We start from the raw sequence: 16899 nt of genomic DNA, 5'->3' as shown, positions 1-16899 counted from the left end.
TCGGCGATGGTAATGGGTCTCGACGACTCAGGTGGGTGGAGTCGGAGGAAGCAGCGCGTCGATGAGGGCGCCCATGATGCCGGGCATGTCGACGGTCGGGTCGATCATCCACTGCAGCTGAAGTCCGTCGGATGCGGCCTGGATCACGCGGGCGAGGGCGTCCGGATCCAGGGGGGAGCGGCGACCGTCGGCTCCGAAGCCGTCGGCGATCGACTCCCTCAGCCGCTCGCTGCGGTCAAGGAAGTACTGGTGGGCCGGATGCTCCGGGTCGGCGGCATCCACCGAGAGCCGCGAGAACAACGCGACGATGCCGGGAACCTCGGTGTTGTGGCGGATCACGTCGAGGAAGGCGGTGCGGGCATCGTCGGCCCCGAGCCCTGTCGGGTCGAGACCGTCATGCGCATCGCGGGTGCGGAGCACCTCGGTGAAGAGCTCCTCCTTCGATCCGAAGTAGTGCAGGAGGGCGGCGGGTGTGACACCGACGACTTCGGCGATCTCCTTGAGCGAGGCGTTCTGATACCCCTTGCGTCCGATCACGTCGAGGGCGCTCTCGAGGATCTCCTCGCGCCTCGCGACACCCTTCGCGTACGAACCTCGTCGTGCCATGACTCGACCCTAATCCTGAATGACGTTTGAAATCTAATACTGAAAGGCATAAGGTTTTCGCAAGGACATCGCCGTCGCCCGCGAAAGGAACACAATGACCGAGAACTCGGCTTCCGACCTGACCCTCGAGGAGAAGGCTTCGCTCACCAGCGGTGCGGACTTCTGGACGACGAAGGCGATCGACCGCGTGGGCATCCCGTCGGTGATGATGACCGACGGACCGCACGGTCTGCGCAAGCAGTCGGGCAGCACCGATCACCTCGGCCTCGCGAGCAGCGTCCCCGCCACGTGCTTCCCGCCCGCCGTCGGCATCGGCTCATCGTGGGATCCCGAGATCATCGAGCGGGTGGGCGCCGCGATCGGCATCGAGGCCGCGATCGAGGACGTCGCGGTCGTGCTCGGACCCGGCATCAACATCAAGCGCTCACCGCTGTGCGGCCGCAACTTCGAGTACTTCTCGGAAGACCCGATCGTGTCGGGCGTGCTCGGAGCCGCGTCCGTCCGCGGCATCCAGTCGAAGGGCGTCGGCACCTCGCTCAAGCACTTCGCTGCGAACAACCAGGAGTTCGATCGCATGCGCGCGAGCTCCGACGTGGATCCGCGTCCGCTGCGGGAGATCTACCTGCGCGGATTCGAGCGTGTCGTGAAGGACGCTGCGCCGTGGACGGTCATGTGCTCGTACAACAAGCTCAACGGCGTCTGGACCTCCGAGGACCCCTGGCTGCTCACCAGCGTGCTCCGCGACGACTGGGGCTTCGACGGCCTCGTCGTCTCGGACTGGGGAGCCGTGAACGACCGCGTCGCCGGCGTCGCCGCAGGACTCGACCTGGAGATGCCCTCCTCCGGTGGGAGGACGGATGCGCAGCTCGTCGCAGCCGTGCGCGCCGGCGAACTCGCCGAGAGCGTGCTCGACACCGCAGCCGGTCGCGCGATCGACCTCGTGCGCAAGGCCGCCCGGCGTCCTGCCGTGTCCGGCCCGCTCGACGTCGACGCGCACCACGCGCTGGCCAGGGAGGCCGCTGGTCGGTCCATCGTGCTGCTGAAGAACGACGGTGCGCTGCTGCCGCTCGCCGACGACCAGAAGGTCGCCGTGATCGGCGCGTTCGCGACCGAGCCGCGGTTCCAGGGAGCGGGCTCTTCGCTGATCAACCCCACGCGCATCGACGAGGCCCTCGACGGACTGCGCGCCGTCGGCGGCGACCACGTCACCTACGCCGCGGGCTTCGCGGTCGAAGGCGGTGCCATCGCCGCGTCCGGACGCTCTGCAGACGACCTGCGGGCGGAAGCCGTCGACATCGTGACGGCGGCTGACGTGGCCGTGCTCTTCCTCGGGCTCCCGGCCGCGGAGGAGTCGGAGGGCTTCGACCGCGACCACATCGATCTGCCCGCCGAGCAGCTTGCGGTGCTCGATGCCGTGCTCGCGGTGAACCCTCGTGTCGTGGTGGTGCTGTCGAACGGCGGCGTGGTCGCGCTCCCCTTCGCCGACCGTGTACCCGCGATCGTCGAGAGCTGGCTGCTCGGTCAGGCGGGCGGCAGCGCTGTGGCTGATGTGCTCTACGGGGCGGTGAACCCCTCGGGCAAGCTCACCGAGACCGTGCCGGTGCGGCTCGAGGACAACCCCTCGTTCGGCAACTTCCCCGGAGAGTTCGGACATGTCCGCTACGGCGAGGGCCTGCTGGTGGGCTACCGCTGGTACGACGCGAAGGGTCTCGACGTGACCTTCCCCTTCGGCCACGGTCTCTCGTACACGACGTTCGAGTACGCACCTGCGACGGCCGACGTCGGAGCGGACGGCGACATCGTCGTGCGCGTCGACGTCACGAACTCCGGAGACCGCGACGGCCGCGAGGTGGTGCAGGTGTACGTGGCTCCGGCGACATCGATCGTGCAGCGCGCACCCCGCGAGCTCAAGGCCTTCTCCTCCGTCGCGCTCGCCGCAGGGGAGACCCGCACGGTCGAGCTGGTCGTGCGGCGCGAGGACCTCGCCTACTGGGATGTCCGCGTCGACCGCTGGGTGGTGGAGGGCGGCGAGTACATCGTCGACGTCGCCGCCTCCAGCCGCGACATCCGCTCCACCGCGACCGTCGACATCGCCGGAGACACGGTGCGCCAGGAGCTGACGATGAACTCCTCGGTCGGCGACCTGATGTCGCACCCCGTCGCGGGCCCGATCGTGCAGCAGGCTCTCGGTGGTCTTCTGGGCGGGTCCGGCGGCGATGCGGCAGCGGCGTCGATGATGCCGAACGACGAGGCGATGCAGAAGATGATGGCGTCGTTCCCGATCGGTCGCCTGGCCGGTTTCCCGGGCCTTCCCGTCGACTTCGAGCAGATCGAGCAGCTCATCGCCGCAGCGAACGCGGGGGACTCAGCCGCCCGCTGACCCGTCGGTGCCAAGCGACATTCCGGTCGCACTTTCCATCGCTCCCGCCGAGCGGGAACGACGGAGAGTGCGACCGGAGTCTGCATTCGGCCAGGCCGTCACGACCGCATGCGCACCGCCCGCGTGTGGGAGCCGTGCCCGAGTTCCTCGACGGATGTTCCTGGCAGGTCGAGTTCCGCGGTCGCGCCGACCGGGACCACGACGTCGACGTGCAGTCGGTCGCCGTCGACGCGCCACGAGATCGACGCGACTCCGTAGGGAGTGCGCTGCGTCGATGAGGCATGCGTGAGCCCACCGCCAGGGCGCGGGGCGAAGCGGATGCGGCGGTAGCCCGGTTCCGCGGCGGCGAGCCCTGCGACGCTGCGGTGCAGCCAATCGGCGACGGCGCCCAGCGCGTAGTGGTTGAACGATGTCATGGTGCCGGGGTTCACCGTGCCGTCGGGGAGCATCGCATCCCAGCGCTCCCAGACCGTGGTCGCTCCCTGCACGACCTGATACAGCCACGACGGGCAGCCCTGCTCGAGCAGCAGGTCGTACGCGGTGTCCGCATGGCCGGTCATGGTCAGCGCGTCGCAGACCAGCGGTGTGCCGACGAAGCCCGTCGCGATGCGATTGCCTGCCTCTCGCACCAGCTCGGCGAGACGCGCCCCTGCCGCTGCGCGCTGCGTGTCGTCGAGCAACGCGAACACGATGGCGAGGGCGTACGCGGTCTGAGCGTCCGAGGTCATCGTGCCGTCGGCTCGCACGTAGGCCGCGCGGAAGGCGGCGGCGACCTCGGTGGCGAGAGTCGCATAGCGCGCAGCCTCTGCGGGGAGCCCGAGCACCCCGGCCATTTCCGCGAGCGCCCTGGCCGATCGGGCGAAGTAGGCCGTGGCCACGAGGTACCGATCCGTGCGGCCGGCTCCGGGATCCTGCGGGGGAGCGGCGGGATCGAGCCAGTCGCCGAGCTGGAACCCCTCGTCCCACAGTCGGTCGGGTCCGGCCAGCGAATCGACCTTGTCGACCCAGCGGCGTGCGCTCTCGAACTGCGTCGCCAGCACGCCGGTGTCGCCGAAGCGCTCGTACAGGGTCCAGGGCAGCAGCGTGGCGACGTCTCCCCAGGCGGCACCAGCCCTGGCCGGGGACCAGACCTTGTGCGACGGGATCACCGGCACGAACCAGGGCACAGTGCCGTCGGGCAGCTGATCGGCCTCGACGTCTCTGAGCCACCCGGACAGCATCCCCGAGACGTCGAAGAGTGTCGACGCGGTCGGGCCGAACACCTGCACGTCGCCCGTCCAGCCCACGCGTTCGTCGCGCTGCGGACAGTCGGTGGGGATGTCGACGAAGTTCCCCCGCATGCCCCAGACCACGTTGCGGTGCAGCTGCTCGACCAGCGGATCGGAGCACGTGAACCATCCGGTGCGCTCGAGGTCGGTGTGGAGCACACGGGCGACGAGTGCGCCGGCCGCGGCATCCGCGTCGAGGTCGCCCGGCCACCCCGAGACCTCTACGTAGCGGAAGCCGTGGAAGGTGAACCGCGGCTCCCATTCTTCGCCGCCCTGATGTCCGGCCAGCGTGTAGGCGTCGCTCGAACGGGCGCTGCGCAGCGGACGCGTGTAGATCTCGCCCTCCTGTAGAACCTCCGCGGTGCGCAGCGTCACGGTGGCACCGCGGGAACCCGCGACGCGGATGCGGACCCTGCCGACGAGGTTCTGCCCGAAATCGAGGATGCGTGCGCCGCTCGGTGAGGTGAGCACGGCGATCGGGGCGACCTCCTCCGTCACCCGCACGGGCGGGCCGGTCGGGGCGACCAGGGTTCGCGGGTCGCGTTCGCGCACGGCGACAGGGAACCAGCCGGTGTCGTCGAACGGCGCGGTCGTCCACCCGGTGTGCTCGTGCCGTGCGTCGTAGTCCTCGCCGTCGTAGATGCCGGAACGCAGGATGGGGGAGAGTGATGCCCTCCAGGATTCGTCGGTCGCGATCGTCTCGCGCCGTCCGTCCACGTAGACGAGCTCCAACTGGCCGAGGAAGGACAGGTCGCTGCCGAAGACGTTGCGATGACCGCCGCGCCAGCCCAGACGACCGCGGTACCAGCCGTCGCCGAGCCAGGCGCCGAGCGCGTTCTCGCCGTCGAGGAGCAGTGCGGTCACGTCGTAGGTGTAGTACCGCAGGCGTTCGCGGTAGGTCGTCCATCCGGGTGAGAGCGTGTCGGAGCCGACGCGGACCCCGTTGATCTCCGCCTCGTACAAGCCGTGCGCCGTGGCGTAGAGCCGGGCGCTGGCGATCTCGCCCTCGACGCGGAAGCCGCGTCGAACCAGGGTCGCGCGGCGGGCATCGCTCTCCGGATCCTCGTCGAGGTCGACCCCCACCGGTCGCGCCGACCAGTCGTCTGCCCGGAGAAGGCCGGCCTCGAGCCAGGTCTCCGGGCTGTCGGCGGACCAGCTGCCGTCGCCGCCCCGCACTGCCACGCGCACGCCGACGCGCTCGCGCGAGTCGAGGGCGCCGAAGGGCCAGGGCACCAGGACCTGTCTTTCGGACGTCACCTCGATGCGCTCCTCGTCCCGGTCCTGGCTGCTGCCGCGCACCACCGTGACGGCATAGGACTGCTGTCGCCAGTCAGCGGGGGCGTCTGCGATGCTCCAGCTCAGACGCGGGCGGCTCTCGCCGATGCCGAGCGGCTCCCGGTGGTGCTCGATGCGTGGCGCGGAGACGGTGGTCATGTGCTTCTTCCTGCCCCTGCGGCTCGTCGGGTGTCGATGCTCTGTCGCGGGTTCACTCGGACGGCGCCGGGGTGCGCTTGGCGCTGGCGCCCCGCATGATCCGGGCGACAGCCGTGATGAGGAACAGCTGTCCCGTGATCCCCTCGGCGATCGCGACCGCCTGCCCGCCGGTTCCGACCGGGACGATGTTGCCGTAGCCCGTCGTCGTCAGGGCTGTGAAGGAGAAGAACAGCTGGTTTCCGAGGGAGTCGGCGGTCGCGTCGCCGAACAGCGGAGTGGGAGACAGCTGCGACATCAGGTTGTACACGAACGCGAAGAACATCCCGACGAGGATGTACGCCGTGACCGCAGCCAGGAGCGCTTCGAAGTCGAGCCCGCGACGGGTGACCTGGTGGGCGATGATGACCCACGGCGCCACGAGGAGCGCGAGCATCGAGGCGGCGGAGAGCGGGATGGCCAAGAGCGGGCCGTCGAGCCCGAGGGCGCCGGCGATGACCGCGGCGAGACCGGCAGCGGAGAGCACCACCCACGACACACGTTGCGCCAGCCGCGTCGCTCCGGTGACGTAGAAGACCACGGCGACGGTCGCCAGCATCGGCAGGAAGGCCCACGGGCTCGGGTCGGTGCTCGGCTGCGTCGCGCACAGTCCATACGAGACGACGAGGAGCACGAGCACGACCCCGTACCCGGCTGCGCGTCGGGTCCACAGGCCGCCGGGAGGCGAGGAGTCGGTCCCGTGCGCGGTCAGCTTCTCGGTCATGGCGTCCCTCCGGATCAGCGGCTGGCGATGTCCGTGATCTGCGGTCAGTATCCCAGGCGGGTGACGACGAGGAGGGACGACCGGCCGGGCGCGGTTCGTGTCCGCTCGCCGGACCCGTTATGATGGCTAGGTGCATCCGCGCTTTCCGGCCGGATGCCTGGAGACGTCGCATAGTCCGGCCGAGTGCACCACCCTGCTAAGGTGGAGTCCCCTCACGGGGACCAGGGGTTCAAATCCCCTCGTCTCCGCAGAAGAACCCCCGCTCCGGCGGGGGTTTTCTCGTTCCCGGCCCCTGGGCTCCCGTGTCGGGGCAGACTCGAATCATGCGTCGCGACATCACCACCATCGTCTTCGACGTGCTGGGCACCCTGGTCGATGAGCCCGGAGGGCTTCGCGCTGCCATCGAGGAGGCGGGTGGCTCTCCCCGCGATTCCGATGGACTCCTCGCCGTCTGGCAACGTCATATCGACGGGGAGCAGCGCCGGATCGCACGGGGTGAGCGCGACTACGTCGACTCCGGGATCCTGGATCGCGAGGCGGCGACACTGGTGGCGCAGACTGCGGGGGTCACGGATGCCGCCACCGTCGATCGCCTCGCGACCGCGGCGAAGCGTCTTCCCGCCTGGCCGGATTCGCGCGAGGGCATCGAGCGTCTCGCCGCCCGCTTCCGTGTGCTCGGGCTGTCGAACGCGAACCCGGAGTCGCTGCACGCGCTCGGGGAGCACGCCGGACTGCCGTGGCACGGAGCGCTATCGGCGGACGCCGTCGAGGCTTACAAGCCCTCCCCGCGGGTCTACCGGCTCGCGGTGGAGGAGGCGGGCGGCGACCCGACGCGCGTGCTCATGGTCGCCGCCCACGCCTGGGATCTCCGAGGCGCCGGAGCCGCGGGGATGAGGACCGCGTACGTACCGCGTCCGGCAGGTGATCCGCCCGAGGACACCGACGCCTTCGACGGGCGCTTCCCCAGCCTGGCCGAGCTGGCGGAGGCGTTGGGCTGAAGCGGCGGGATCGTCTCGTGTCTGTGTCCGACCCGACGTTCGGCTCAGCCCTCGGGTAGCCTCGTCCGCATGTCCTCCGCCACGACGCAGACCCACAAACGCGAAGCCTTCGGCTCGCGGAACGTGTTCATCCTCTCCGCGATCGGCTCAGCGGTCGGCCTCGGGAACATCTGGCGGTTCCCCTACGTCGCCTACGAGGGCGGCGGCGGGGCGTTCCTCATCCCGTACCTGTGCGCGCTGCTGACCGCCGGCATCCCGCTGCTGTTCTTCGACTACGCGATCGGTCATCGATACCGCGGATCGGCGCCTCTCGCCTTCCGTCGTCTGCACCGTGCTGCCGAGCCCCTCGGATGGTGGCAGGTGCTCATCTGCGTCGTGATCGCCGTCTACTACGCCGTGATCATCGCGTGGGCGGCCATGTACACCTGGTTCTCGGCCCAGCTCACCTGGGGCGCGGGCAACGAGAACGACTTCTTCTTCATCGACTTCCTGCGCTCGGCGGACGTGGCCGAAGTCGGCGTCTCGACCGACTTCGTCCCCCAGGTCGGCATCCCTCTCGTGGTCGTGTGGCTCATCGTCATCGTGATCATGGCGCTGGGTGTGAAGCGCGGCATCGGCAGGGCGAACATGATCCTGATGCCGTTGCTCACGGTCATGTTCGCGATCCTCGTGGTGCAGTCGCTGTTCCTCCCCGGTGCGATGGACGGCCTCAACGCCTTCTTCACCCCGAACTGGGAGGCACTCGCCGACCCGGGCGTCTGGGCCTCCGCGTACGGCCACATCTTCTTCTCGCTGTCGGTCGCGTTCGGCATCATGGTGACCTACTCCTCGTATCTCAAGCGCAAGACCGACCTGACCGGTTCGGGACTCGTCGTGGCCTTCGCGAACTCGGGCTTCGAGATCCTCGCCGGCATCGGTGTCTTCGCGGCCCTCGGCTTCATGGCGCAGGCGCAGGGGACCGAGGTGGCGGGAGTCGCCTCTTCCGGCATCGGATTGGCGTTCATCGCGTTCCCGACGATCGTGTCGCAGGCGACGGGCGGATCGATCATCGGCGTCCTCTTCTTCGGGGCCCTGGTGTTCGCCGGAGTCACCTCGCTCATCTCCATCCTCGAGGTGATCGTCGCCGCGCTGCAGGACAAGCTGGGCTGGGCGCGTGTGCGCACGACCCTGACCGTGGCGATCCCGCTCGCTATCGTCTCGATGGCGCTGTTCTCGACGACGACGGCGCTCTCCGTCCTCGATACGGTCGATGCCTTCGTCAACTCCTTCGGCATCATGGCGGTCGCCCTGGTGGCCGTGATCATCGTGGCCTGGTTGCTGCACAAGCTGCCGGTGCTGGTCGAGCACCTCAATCGTCGATCGAGCTTCCGGGTGGGCGCGATCTGGAAGCTGCTCGTCGGCGTGCTGGCACCCGTCGTGCTCGGGTACCTCTTCATCAGCGAGCTCATCGCGAAGACGTCCGAGCCGTACAGCGGCTATCCGGCCTGGTTCCTCGCCGTCTTCGGATGGGGCATGGTGATCGCCCTCGTGGTGCTGGCCCTGGTCCTGTCGGCGTTGCCGTGGAGCGGCCGTTCCCACGCGAAGGACGATCCCGAGTACGACGAGTTCCTCGTCGAAGAGGAGTACGAGCCGGATGCGGAGACGTCCGCGATCCCGGCGGTGGGCACCACGACGAAGGGAGCGAGCGCATGACTCCGATCGCTGTCGTCATGATGATCATCGCCATGGTCACGGTCTGGGGCGGGCTGGTCGCCGGGATCGTGAACCTGGCCCGTCATCCCGAGGAGTCGGAGACGGAGCCGGCACCTCCCGTCGAGCTCTGACCGGGCGTCGACGGAGAACCGATCGCATCCGACCGGAGAAGTCGGGTCGGCTTATGAGATGCGCAGCGACGATGGTGGGGAAAGGAGGACCTCATGATCGGCACGCTGAACGCCCTGGTCGACCTCGTCGACACCTACGGTGTCGCGGGAGAGATCGACATCGACGCGTTCGCCCGTGAGAACGGCACGACGGAGTACCACCTGCGTCGGATGTTCTCGGCGCTGGCGGGGATGCCGCTCTCGGAGTACGTGCGTCGTCGCCGGATGACGCACGCGGGAGCGGAACTCGCAGCCGGCGCTCCGAGCCTGCTCGATGTGGCCGTGCGCCACGGATACGGCTCGGTCGAGGCGTTCGCTCGCGCCTTCCGCGCGGTGCACGGCATCGGACCGGCCGATGCGCGCCGTGACGGGGGCCCTCTCCGTACACAACCCTCGCTCCGGTTCCGCCTGAGCGTGGAAGGGAGCATCCCCATGCACGTCACCATCACCCACCGGCCCGCGCTCGTGCTCGTCGGTCACGCCGTGGAGGTTCCGTTGATCCGCGAAGGCGCCAATCCGCACATCCAGGCGCACATCGCGGCCATCCCGCCCGAGGAGCATGCGCGGCTCAAGACCCTCGGCGATGCCGAGCCCTCGGGGATCCTGGCCGTCACGGCAGACGTCGAACCCGACGCCCCGGAAGGCTCGCTGCTGAGGTATCTGCACGGCGTCGCGGTGCAGAGCACGACATCGGTTCCGGAAGACCTCGACGTGCTTCCGGTCGACGAGGGATCGTGGGCGGTCTTCGCCGCCAGTGGGCCCTTCCCCGCCGCTCTGCAGACGCTGTGGGCGGCCACGGCGACGGAGTGGTTCCCGTCGAACCCGTGGAGGCTGCGCCCAGGCCCGTCGATCGTGCGCTACCTGGAGTTCAGCGGTGACTCCGCGTCGTGCGAGCTCTGGCTTCCGGTCGAACCGGCCTGAGGCCGGCGGGGTGGGCGCGCGTGCGCACCCACCCCGTGTCCGTGGCCCGTGCGACACTGAGCGCACGATCCAGGGAGGCACGTGATGGCGGCCATCGATCCGAAGAAGACACTCGACGCGTACCGGGCGAAGCGGGGCGAGTTCCGCGTCGTCGAGGTGCCGCCCCTGCAGTACCTGATGATCGACGGGGCAGGAGACCCGAACACCGCGCCCGCCTATCGGGACGCCGTGTCGGCCCTGTTCCCCCTGGCATACGCGCTGAAGTTCGCGAGTCGGAACGACCTCGGCATCGACACCGTCGTGATGCCGCTCGAGGGACTCTGGCATGCGCCCGACATGGAGTCGTTCACCTCCCGACGTGACAAGTCGGCCTGGATGTGGACGATGATGATCATGGTCGGCGATCACATCACCCCCGCGATGTTCGCGGCAGCCGTCGAGTCGGTGTCGCAGAAGGCTGTGAAGAAGAGGGAGCCGATCCCTACGCTCGACTCCGTGCGGCTGCAGACCCTCGACGAGGGCAGCTGCGTAGAGACACTCCACGTCGGACCGTTCGACGACGAAGGACCGGTGCTCGAAGAGCTGCATCACCACTTCATCCCCGACAACGGGTTCCAGATGCGGGGGCTCCATCACGAGATCTACCTGAGCGACCTGCGCCGTGCCGATCCGGCGAAGCTGCGCACCATCCTCCGGCAGCCGATCATGCCGCACGCCTGAGCGACAGGGCGGGAGCGACAGGGCGGGAGCGACAGGCGAGGCGAAATCAAGCCCCTCGGCGGGGTTCCGCACGACGGATACGCTTCAACGATGAGCACGGTCAAGAACGCGGCGCGCGTCGCCAAGAGGTCGTCGACGTTCCGACGGATCGCCCGTGCCGGCTTCGTCGTCCTCGGTCTTATCCACGTCATCATCGGCTCGGTGGCGATCTCCATCGCGGCCGGCGCCTCCGGTGACGCCGACCAGGACGGGGCCATGGAGCAGATCCGCCAGAGTCCGATCGGAGGGCTGCTGCTCGTGCTCGTGGCCGCCGGGCTGATCGCGCTCGCCGTGTGGCAGATCGCCAGTGCCTTCCTCGCCGCCGATCCGGCCGAGACGAAGAAGTGGGGTCAGCGCGTCAAGCTGTTCGGCATCGCCGCCGCCTACCTCATCGTCGGGGGCATGGCCCTGATCTACGCCGTGGGTGGCAATGCCGACTCCGAGACGGCGTCGAAGACCCTGAGCGCGGTGCTGCTCTCGGCGCCCGGCGGCGTCGCCCTGTTGGTCGTCGTAGGGCTCTCGGTCGTCGGGGTCGGGGTCGGGTTCATCGTCGGCGGCTTCACCCGCGGCTTCGAGAAGCTGCTCGACCTGCCATCGGGAGTCGCCCGCAGGGGCATCGTGACCCTGGGAGTGATCGGCTACTTCGGCAAGGGCACCGCCGTCGCCGTGACCGGGGTGCTCTTCGTCGTCGCCGCCGTCACGCAGGACCCGGAGAAGGGCGCGGGGCTCGATGCCGCCCTGCACAGTCTGCTCGATCTGCCCCTCGGCGGACTCGTCCTGGGTGCTGTCGGCGCGGGGTTCGCCGTCTACGGCGTCGTCTGCATCGCCAGGGCCCGCTACGCCAGGATGTGAGTTCGAGCGTTCACGCGGTGGCGGGTTTCTCGCTCCACACCAGCAGGAAAGCGCCGAGAGCGATCATCAGCCCGCCACCGGTCGCCCCCATCGCCTCGATGCGTCGGGGCGAGCGGCCGAACCAGTCACGGGCGGCGCTCGCCAGGAGCACCCATACGGCGTCGCAGCTCACGCCGATCACCACGACGACCACCCCGAGCAGGAACAGCTGCGCCGGCACCGATCCGGCATGCAGATCGACGAACTGCGGGAGGATCGCGAGGAAGAACGCGATGGACTTCGGGTTCGTGACGCCGACGACGAAGCCCTCGGTGAGAAGCCGCCAGCCAGAGCGCTTCGCCGGCGCCGTGGCCATGGCTCTCGCCGCGTCCTTCCGGTGGCGGATCGCCTGGATGCCCAGGAAGATCAGGTAGCTGGCGCCGAGCACCTTGACGATCGTGAACAGCACGACCGACTGCGCGATCACGGTGCCGACGCCGAGAGCCACCGCGACGACGAGCACGATCGATCCGACCGCCGTGCCCAGGATGCTGAGGAATCCGCCCATCCGGCCGAGCGCCATGGCTCGGCCGATCGTGAAGAGCACGGTCGGCCCGGGGATGACGACCATGATGAACGCCGCGACGACGAAGGTGAACAGCGTGTCCTGGGCGATCATGGGACGAGCTTAGAGGCGCGGACGCCGGGCGGTCGAGGTCCGCGACCACCCGGCGTCGCTCGAATCGGGGGACGGATCAGGCCGTACCCCAGAAGCGATCCTCCGCTTCCTGGTCCTCGCTCATCAGCCAGACCTCGACGATGCGGCCGTCGGCGACACGGAACACGTCGACACCGTGCTGATCGAGAACGTGCTGATCGTGGTCATCGTGCCCCACGCGCTGCGCGCGGAATCGCACGGTGGCGGATACCAGGGCACCGCTCTCGGTCGCCGACTCCGTCTCGAGGGCGAACGTGCCCCCGCTCAGCTGCATGAACCGTCCCAGGTGCGCGATGATCGCGTCGGGGCCGACGTGATCTCCTGACAGCTGGTTCGCTCCGGGCTGGTGCCAGACGGCATCCGGATGGAAGGTCGCCGCCAGCGCCTCCATGTCTCCGGCGGCCATGGCCGCACCGTACTGTCCTACGACGTCGATCGCCGACATGATGCTCCTTCTCGATGGGTCGGTACTGTGGAGCATCCAGCGTCTCGGCAGGGACGCGGTTACTTCAACGTCACCGGAAGGGGCAGCGGATGTCGAACACGTGGACGGTGTTCTCGGCCAGCTGCCCGTCGCGCGCATCACTCGCGCGCATCGCGAACAAATGGACCGCGATGATCGTCGTCCTCCTGCACGAGCAGCCTCTGCGCTTCGGCGAATTGCACACCAGGATGGACGGAATCACGAAGAAGGTGCTCGTCGACACGCTCCGCGCCCTGGAACGCGACGGCATGCTGGAGCGCGGCGTCGGAGACGACGGCCACTCCCGCTATCTGCTCACTCCGCTCGGGCGCACGCTGTATGCGCCGCTCCAGGCGCTGCAGGTCTGGGCGGAGTCGCATGTCGAGGACGTACGTGACGCGCAGGACCGCTACGACGCGGCCGCCGACGCGAAGACTCTCGGCGGCCCCTGACCCGTCGCGCCCACCCCCGGTCCGCAGGTGGGAACATGGAGGGATGAGCACTTCTCCCGGTCTCGACGTGATCGCCCCCCTGAACGACGCCGAGGTGCGGCGCATTCGCGGCGACTTCCCGATCCTGGGTGCACAGGTGCACGGGCGCCCGCTGGTGTATCTGGACTCCGGGGCGACGTCACAGCGACCGGTGGCTGTGCTCGACGCCGAGCGCGACTTCGCCACCTCGATGAACTCGGCCGTGCATCGCGGTGCGCACACGCTCGCTGCCGAGGCGACCGAGCTGTTCGAGGACGCCCGCACGGCCGTCGCCCGATTCGTCGGCGCGGACGACGACGAGATCGTCTGGACCTCCAACGCCACCGAGGCGATCAACCTCGTCGCGTACTCCCTCTCGAACGCGTCGCTCGGGCGTGGCGGTGCGGCTGCGGAGCGCCTGCGGCTCCGAGAGGGCGACGAGATCGTCACCACCGAGATGGAGCACCACGCGAACCTCATCCCGTGGCAGGAGCTCGCGGCCCGCACCGGCGCCACGCTCAAGGTGATCCCCCTCGACGACGACGGTGCCCTGCGGCTCGACGCCGCGGCCGAGCTGATCACGGCACGCACCAAGCTCGTCGCCTTCACGCACGTCTCCAACGTTCTGGGAGTCATCAATCCCGTGGAGCAGCTGGTCGCGCTCGCCCGTGAGGTCGGGGCGCTGACGCTGCTCGACGCCTGCCAGTCGGCACCGCATCTGCCCCTCGATGTGCGCGCCCTCGACGTCGACTTCGCCGTGCTGTCCGGACACAAGATGCTCGGACCCACCGGGATCGGTGCCCTCTACGGTCGCCGCGAGGTGCTGGCAGCGATGCCGCCCTTCCTGACGGGCGGCTCGATGATCACGACGGTCACCACGACCGAAGCCGAGTATCTTCCGCCGCCGCAGCGTTTCGAGGCGGGCACCCAGCGGGTGTCGCAGGCGATCGCGCTCGCCGCAGCGGTCGGCTACCTGACCGAGGTCGGGATGCCGCGTATCGCCGCCCATGAGGCGGCCTTCGGTCGACGACTCGTCGACGGTCTGAGCGCGATCGACGGGGTGCGCGTGCTCGGCGCCGGTATCGACCTGCCCCGCGTGGGACTGGCGAGCTTCGACGTCCAGGGCATCCACTCCCACGACGTGGGGCAGTTCCTCGACGATCTCGGCATCGCGGTGCGCGTCGGCCATCACTGCGCACAGCCGCTGCACCGCCGGCTCGGCGTGACCTCGTCCACCAGGGCGAGCACCTATCTCTACACGACCGATGCCGAGGTGGATGCCGTGATCGAGGGCGTCGCCGGAGCCATCGACTTCTTCCGGAGGGGCGCATGAGCGACCTGCAGAACCTGTATCAGGAGCTGATCCTCGACCACTCGCGCACCCCGCACGGGTATGGGCTGCGGGAGGAGATCCCGGCGCAGTCGCACCAGCTGAACCCGACCTGCGGCGATGAGATCACCCTCCAGGTGCACCGCGGAGCCGACGGCGGCATCGAGGCTATCGCCTGGGAGGGACACGGCTGCGCGATCTCGCAGGCATCCGCCTCGCTGCTGGCAGAGCTCGCCGAGGGGCTCAGCGTCGAAGACCTCGAGGTGCGCATCGCCGCATTCCGCGAGGCGATGCGCTCCCGCGGCAAGATCGAACCCGATGAGGAGCTGCTCGGAGATGCCGCAGCTCTCGGTGGGGTGTCGAAGTACGTCGCACGCGTCAAGTGCGCCATGCTCGCCTGGGTCGCAGCGGAAGACGCGCTCACCCGCAGCTGAGGTGCAGGATGGACGCATGTCCGTGCAGCTGATGCCCCTGCCCGCCGAACGCTTCGACGAATGGCGGTCCGCCGCGCGGAAGCGTCTCATCGACGGCAACAGGGCGTCGGACCGGCGCCCCGGCGTCGACGCGGTCGCCCACGTCGATCAGCTCTTCGGCGAGGTGTTCCCGGGCTCCGCCGCGACCGCGACCGCGCGGGTCATGCGCGTGGTCATGGACGCGGAAGGGGAGGTCGGGACGCTCCTGCTGATTCTGCGGGACGACAAGCTCTTCCTCCTCGACCTCGTCGTCGACGAGCCGTTCACCGACGCGCACAGCGACGATCTGCTCGCAGAGATCCTGCGGGTCGCGCGAGAAGAGGGCGCCACGCAGGTCGGCATGCAGCTGTTCCCCCAGGACTCGACCGGTCGCGCGTTCGCGAGCGGGCGGGGCTTCGAGGTGGCCTCCATCCAGATGGTGCTCGAGCCGCTCCCTGCGCGCGACGTCGCTTCCCACGTCGACGTGTCGCCGATGACCCCGGACCGCTTCCCGACGTTCGCCGCCGCATCGGAGGAGGGGTTCGCGAACGACCTCGTCGAGTCCGGTCGCTACACCCCGGAGGAAGCGCTCGCCGAGTCGCATCGTCAGATGATCGCCGAGCTTCCCGACGGACTCGACACCGCGGGGCAGGAGCTCTTCACCGCCTCCGTCGACGGGACGGAGGTCGGCATCCTGTGGGTCGGCGTGCGTCAGCGCGAAGGTCGTCCTCATGTGTTCGTCCTGGACATCGAGGTGGCCGTCGAGCACCGGCGCAGAGGGTACGGGCGCGAACTGATGCATGCCGTCGAGCGGGAGGCGCGCCGGCTCGGTGCGGACTCGATCGGTCTGCACGTCTTCGGCTTCAACACGGGAGCGATCGACCTGTACGAGCAGCTGGGCTACCGCCGCACCGAGGAGAGCCTGCTCCGTGACGTCTGAGCCGTCGTAGGAGGACTCGACGGGAATAGCCTCGAGCGCCCGGCGTTGGTCCCGACATGACAACTCTCGGAATCATCGGTGCAGGACACATCGGCAGCCAGGTCGCACGCGTGGCGATCGCGAACGGGTACGACGTGGTGATCGCGAACTCGCGGGGACCGGAGACTCTCGCCGACCTCGTCGCCGAGCTCGGCCCGAACGCTCGCGCCGCCACTGCGGAGGACGCCGCCGCCGCTGCGGACGTCGCGGTCGTCACGGTGCCGCTCCGTGCGATCGACGACCTGCCTGCAGAGCAGCTCGCCGGCAAGATCGTGCTCGACACGAACAACTACTACTTCGAGCGGGACGGGCACATCGAAGCCCTCGACAAGGGGGAGACCACGACGTCGGAGCTGGTGCAGCGCGCGCTCCCGAACTCCAAGATCGCGAAGGCCTTCAACCACATCTTCGCCTCTGAGATCACGTCGGACGGCACTCCTGCCGGCACGCCGAACCGGCGGGCGTTGGCGACTGCCGGTGATGATGCGGAGGCTGTCGCCTTCGTGACCCGCTTCTACGACGAGGCAGGGTTCGACACCGTCAACGTGGGACCGCTCAGCGAGTCGTGGCGGGTCGAGCGTGACCGTCCGGCGTATGTGGTCCGGCAGAACGCGGAAGAGCTGACGGAGAACCTCGCACGCGCGAACCGTCTGCCCTGAGCATCGATG

Annotated in this window: 17 protein-coding genes and 1 tRNA gene; 13 read left to right on the top strand and 5 right to left on the bottom strand. The window is 69.0% G+C overall.

The window, feature by feature from the left end:
- Nucleotides 1-27 precede the first annotated feature (27 nt).
- Nucleotides 28-606 (bottom strand): TetR/AcrR family transcriptional regulator, encoded by a 579-nt coding sequence (locus MOX01_RS15930; RefSeq protein ID WP_046746725.1) that lies wholly within the window; start codon nucleotides 604-606, stop codon nucleotides 28-30.
- 94 nt (nucleotides 607-700) lie between these two features.
- Between MOX01_RS15930 and MOX01_RS15925 the strand changes: the two genes are divergently transcribed.
- Nucleotides 701-2986, top strand: a complete 2286-nt coding sequence (locus MOX01_RS15925; protein WP_141370499.1) for a glycoside hydrolase family 3 C-terminal domain-containing protein — start codon at nucleotides 701-703, stop codon at nucleotides 2984-2986.
- Between the two features lie 98 nt (nucleotides 2987-3084).
- On the opposite strand, the gene MOX01_RS15920 is transcribed toward MOX01_RS15925, so the two are convergent.
- Nucleotides 3085-5688: a family 78 glycoside hydrolase catalytic domain gene (locus MOX01_RS15920; RefSeq protein WP_141370497.1), complete on the bottom strand. Its 2604-nt coding sequence runs from the start codon at nucleotides 5686-5688 to the stop codon at nucleotides 3085-3087.
- 52 nt (nucleotides 5689-5740) lie between these two features.
- Nucleotides 5741-6448, bottom strand: coding sequence for a potassium channel family protein (locus MOX01_RS15915; RefSeq protein WP_141370495.1), 708 nt, complete (start codon nucleotides 6446-6448; stop codon nucleotides 5741-5743).
- A 159-nt stretch (nucleotides 6449-6607) separates the two neighbouring features.
- Between MOX01_RS15915 and MOX01_RS15910 the strand changes: the two genes are divergently transcribed.
- The 7 genes from MOX01_RS15910 to MOX01_RS15880 all read left to right on the top strand — a co-directional run bounded on the left by MOX01_RS15910 (nucleotide 6608) and on the right by MOX01_RS15880 (nucleotide 11840).
- Nucleotides 6608-6696 (top strand) — tRNA-Ser (locus MOX01_RS15910).
- Between the two features lie 75 nt (nucleotides 6697-6771).
- Nucleotides 6772-7446, top strand: a complete 675-nt coding sequence (locus MOX01_RS15905; protein ID WP_141370493.1) for a haloacid dehalogenase type II — start codon at nucleotides 6772-6774, stop codon at nucleotides 7444-7446.
- Nucleotides 7447-7515: 69 nt separating this feature from the next.
- Complete coding sequence (locus tag MOX01_RS15900) at nucleotides 7516-9138, top strand: sodium-dependent transporter (RefSeq protein ID WP_058631515.1); 1623 nt, start codon at nucleotides 7516-7518, stop codon at nucleotides 9136-9138.
- On the top strand, nucleotides 9135-9269 hold the full coding sequence (locus tag MOX01_RS15895; RefSeq protein WP_082108540.1) for a methionine/alanine import family NSS transporter small subunit: 135 nt from the start codon (nucleotides 9135-9137) through the stop codon (nucleotides 9267-9269). Before MOX01_RS15900 ends, MOX01_RS15895 begins: the two co-directional genes overlap by 4 nt.
- A gap of 93 nt (nucleotides 9270-9362) precedes the next feature.
- A complete protein-coding gene (locus MOX01_RS15890) occupies nucleotides 9363-10229 on the top strand; it encodes an AraC family transcriptional regulator (RefSeq protein WP_141370491.1) in 867 nt (288 codons plus the stop codon).
- An 84-nt stretch (nucleotides 10230-10313) separates the two neighbouring features.
- On the top strand, nucleotides 10314-10949 hold the full coding sequence (locus MOX01_RS15885; protein WP_141370489.1) for a GyrI-like domain-containing protein: 636 nt from the start codon (nucleotides 10314-10316) through the stop codon (nucleotides 10947-10949).
- 90 nt (nucleotides 10950-11039) lie between these two features.
- A complete protein-coding gene (locus MOX01_RS15880) occupies nucleotides 11040-11840 on the top strand; it encodes a DUF1206 domain-containing protein (RefSeq protein WP_141370487.1) in 801 nt (266 codons plus the stop codon).
- Between the two features lie 10 nt (nucleotides 11841-11850).
- On the opposite strand, the gene MOX01_RS15875 is transcribed toward MOX01_RS15880, so the two are convergent.
- Entirely contained in the window at nucleotides 11851-12498 is a 648-nt protein-coding gene (locus MOX01_RS15875; protein ID WP_141370485.1) for a LysE family translocator, read from the bottom strand.
- A gap of 76 nt (nucleotides 12499-12574) precedes the next feature.
- Nucleotides 12575-12982, bottom strand: a complete 408-nt coding sequence (locus tag MOX01_RS15870; protein ID WP_061016103.1) for a nuclear transport factor 2 family protein — start codon at nucleotides 12980-12982, stop codon at nucleotides 12575-12577.
- An 89-nt stretch (nucleotides 12983-13071) separates the two neighbouring features.
- Here MOX01_RS15870 and MOX01_RS15865 point away from each other — a divergent pair, with 89 nt between their 5' ends.
- From MOX01_RS15865 to MOX01_RS15845, 5 genes are read left to right on the top strand one after another with little or no spacing between them, the layout of a single operon-like run.
- Nucleotides 13072-13452: a winged helix-turn-helix transcriptional regulator gene (locus MOX01_RS15865; protein ID WP_061016101.1), complete on the top strand. Its 381-nt coding sequence runs from the start codon at nucleotides 13072-13074 to the stop codon at nucleotides 13450-13452.
- A gap of 43 nt (nucleotides 13453-13495) precedes the next feature.
- Entirely contained in the window at nucleotides 13496-14803 is a 1308-nt protein-coding gene (locus MOX01_RS15860) for an aminotransferase class V-fold PLP-dependent enzyme (protein ID WP_141370483.1), read from the top strand.
- The gene (sufU, locus tag MOX01_RS15855; protein ID WP_046746714.1) at nucleotides 14800-15234 is read left to right on the top strand and encodes a Fe-S cluster assembly sulfur transfer protein SufU; all 435 of its coding nucleotides are present in this window, start codon (nucleotides 14800-14802) and stop codon (nucleotides 15232-15234) included. Before MOX01_RS15860 ends, sufU begins: the two co-directional genes overlap by 4 nt.
- Before the next feature lie 16 nt (nucleotides 15235-15250).
- Nucleotides 15251-16192 carry a GNAT family N-acetyltransferase gene (locus tag MOX01_RS15850; protein ID WP_170224289.1) on the top strand — a complete coding sequence of 314 codons (942 nt, stop codon included), beginning with the start codon at nucleotides 15251-15253 and terminating at the stop codon, nucleotides 16190-16192.
- Nucleotides 16193-16248: 56 nt separating this feature from the next.
- Nucleotides 16249-16890: an NADPH-dependent F420 reductase gene (locus MOX01_RS15845; protein WP_046746713.1), complete on the top strand. Its 642-nt coding sequence runs from the start codon at nucleotides 16249-16251 to the stop codon at nucleotides 16888-16890.
- Nucleotides 16891-16899: the final 9 nt, after the last annotated feature.

Source organism: Microbacterium oxydans (assembly GCF_006540085.1).
In the GTDB taxonomy this organism is placed as follows: domain Bacteria; phylum Actinomycetota; class Actinomycetes; order Actinomycetales; family Microbacteriaceae; genus Microbacterium; species Microbacterium oxydans.
This window is presented reverse-complemented; position numbering and strand designations above follow the sequence as displayed.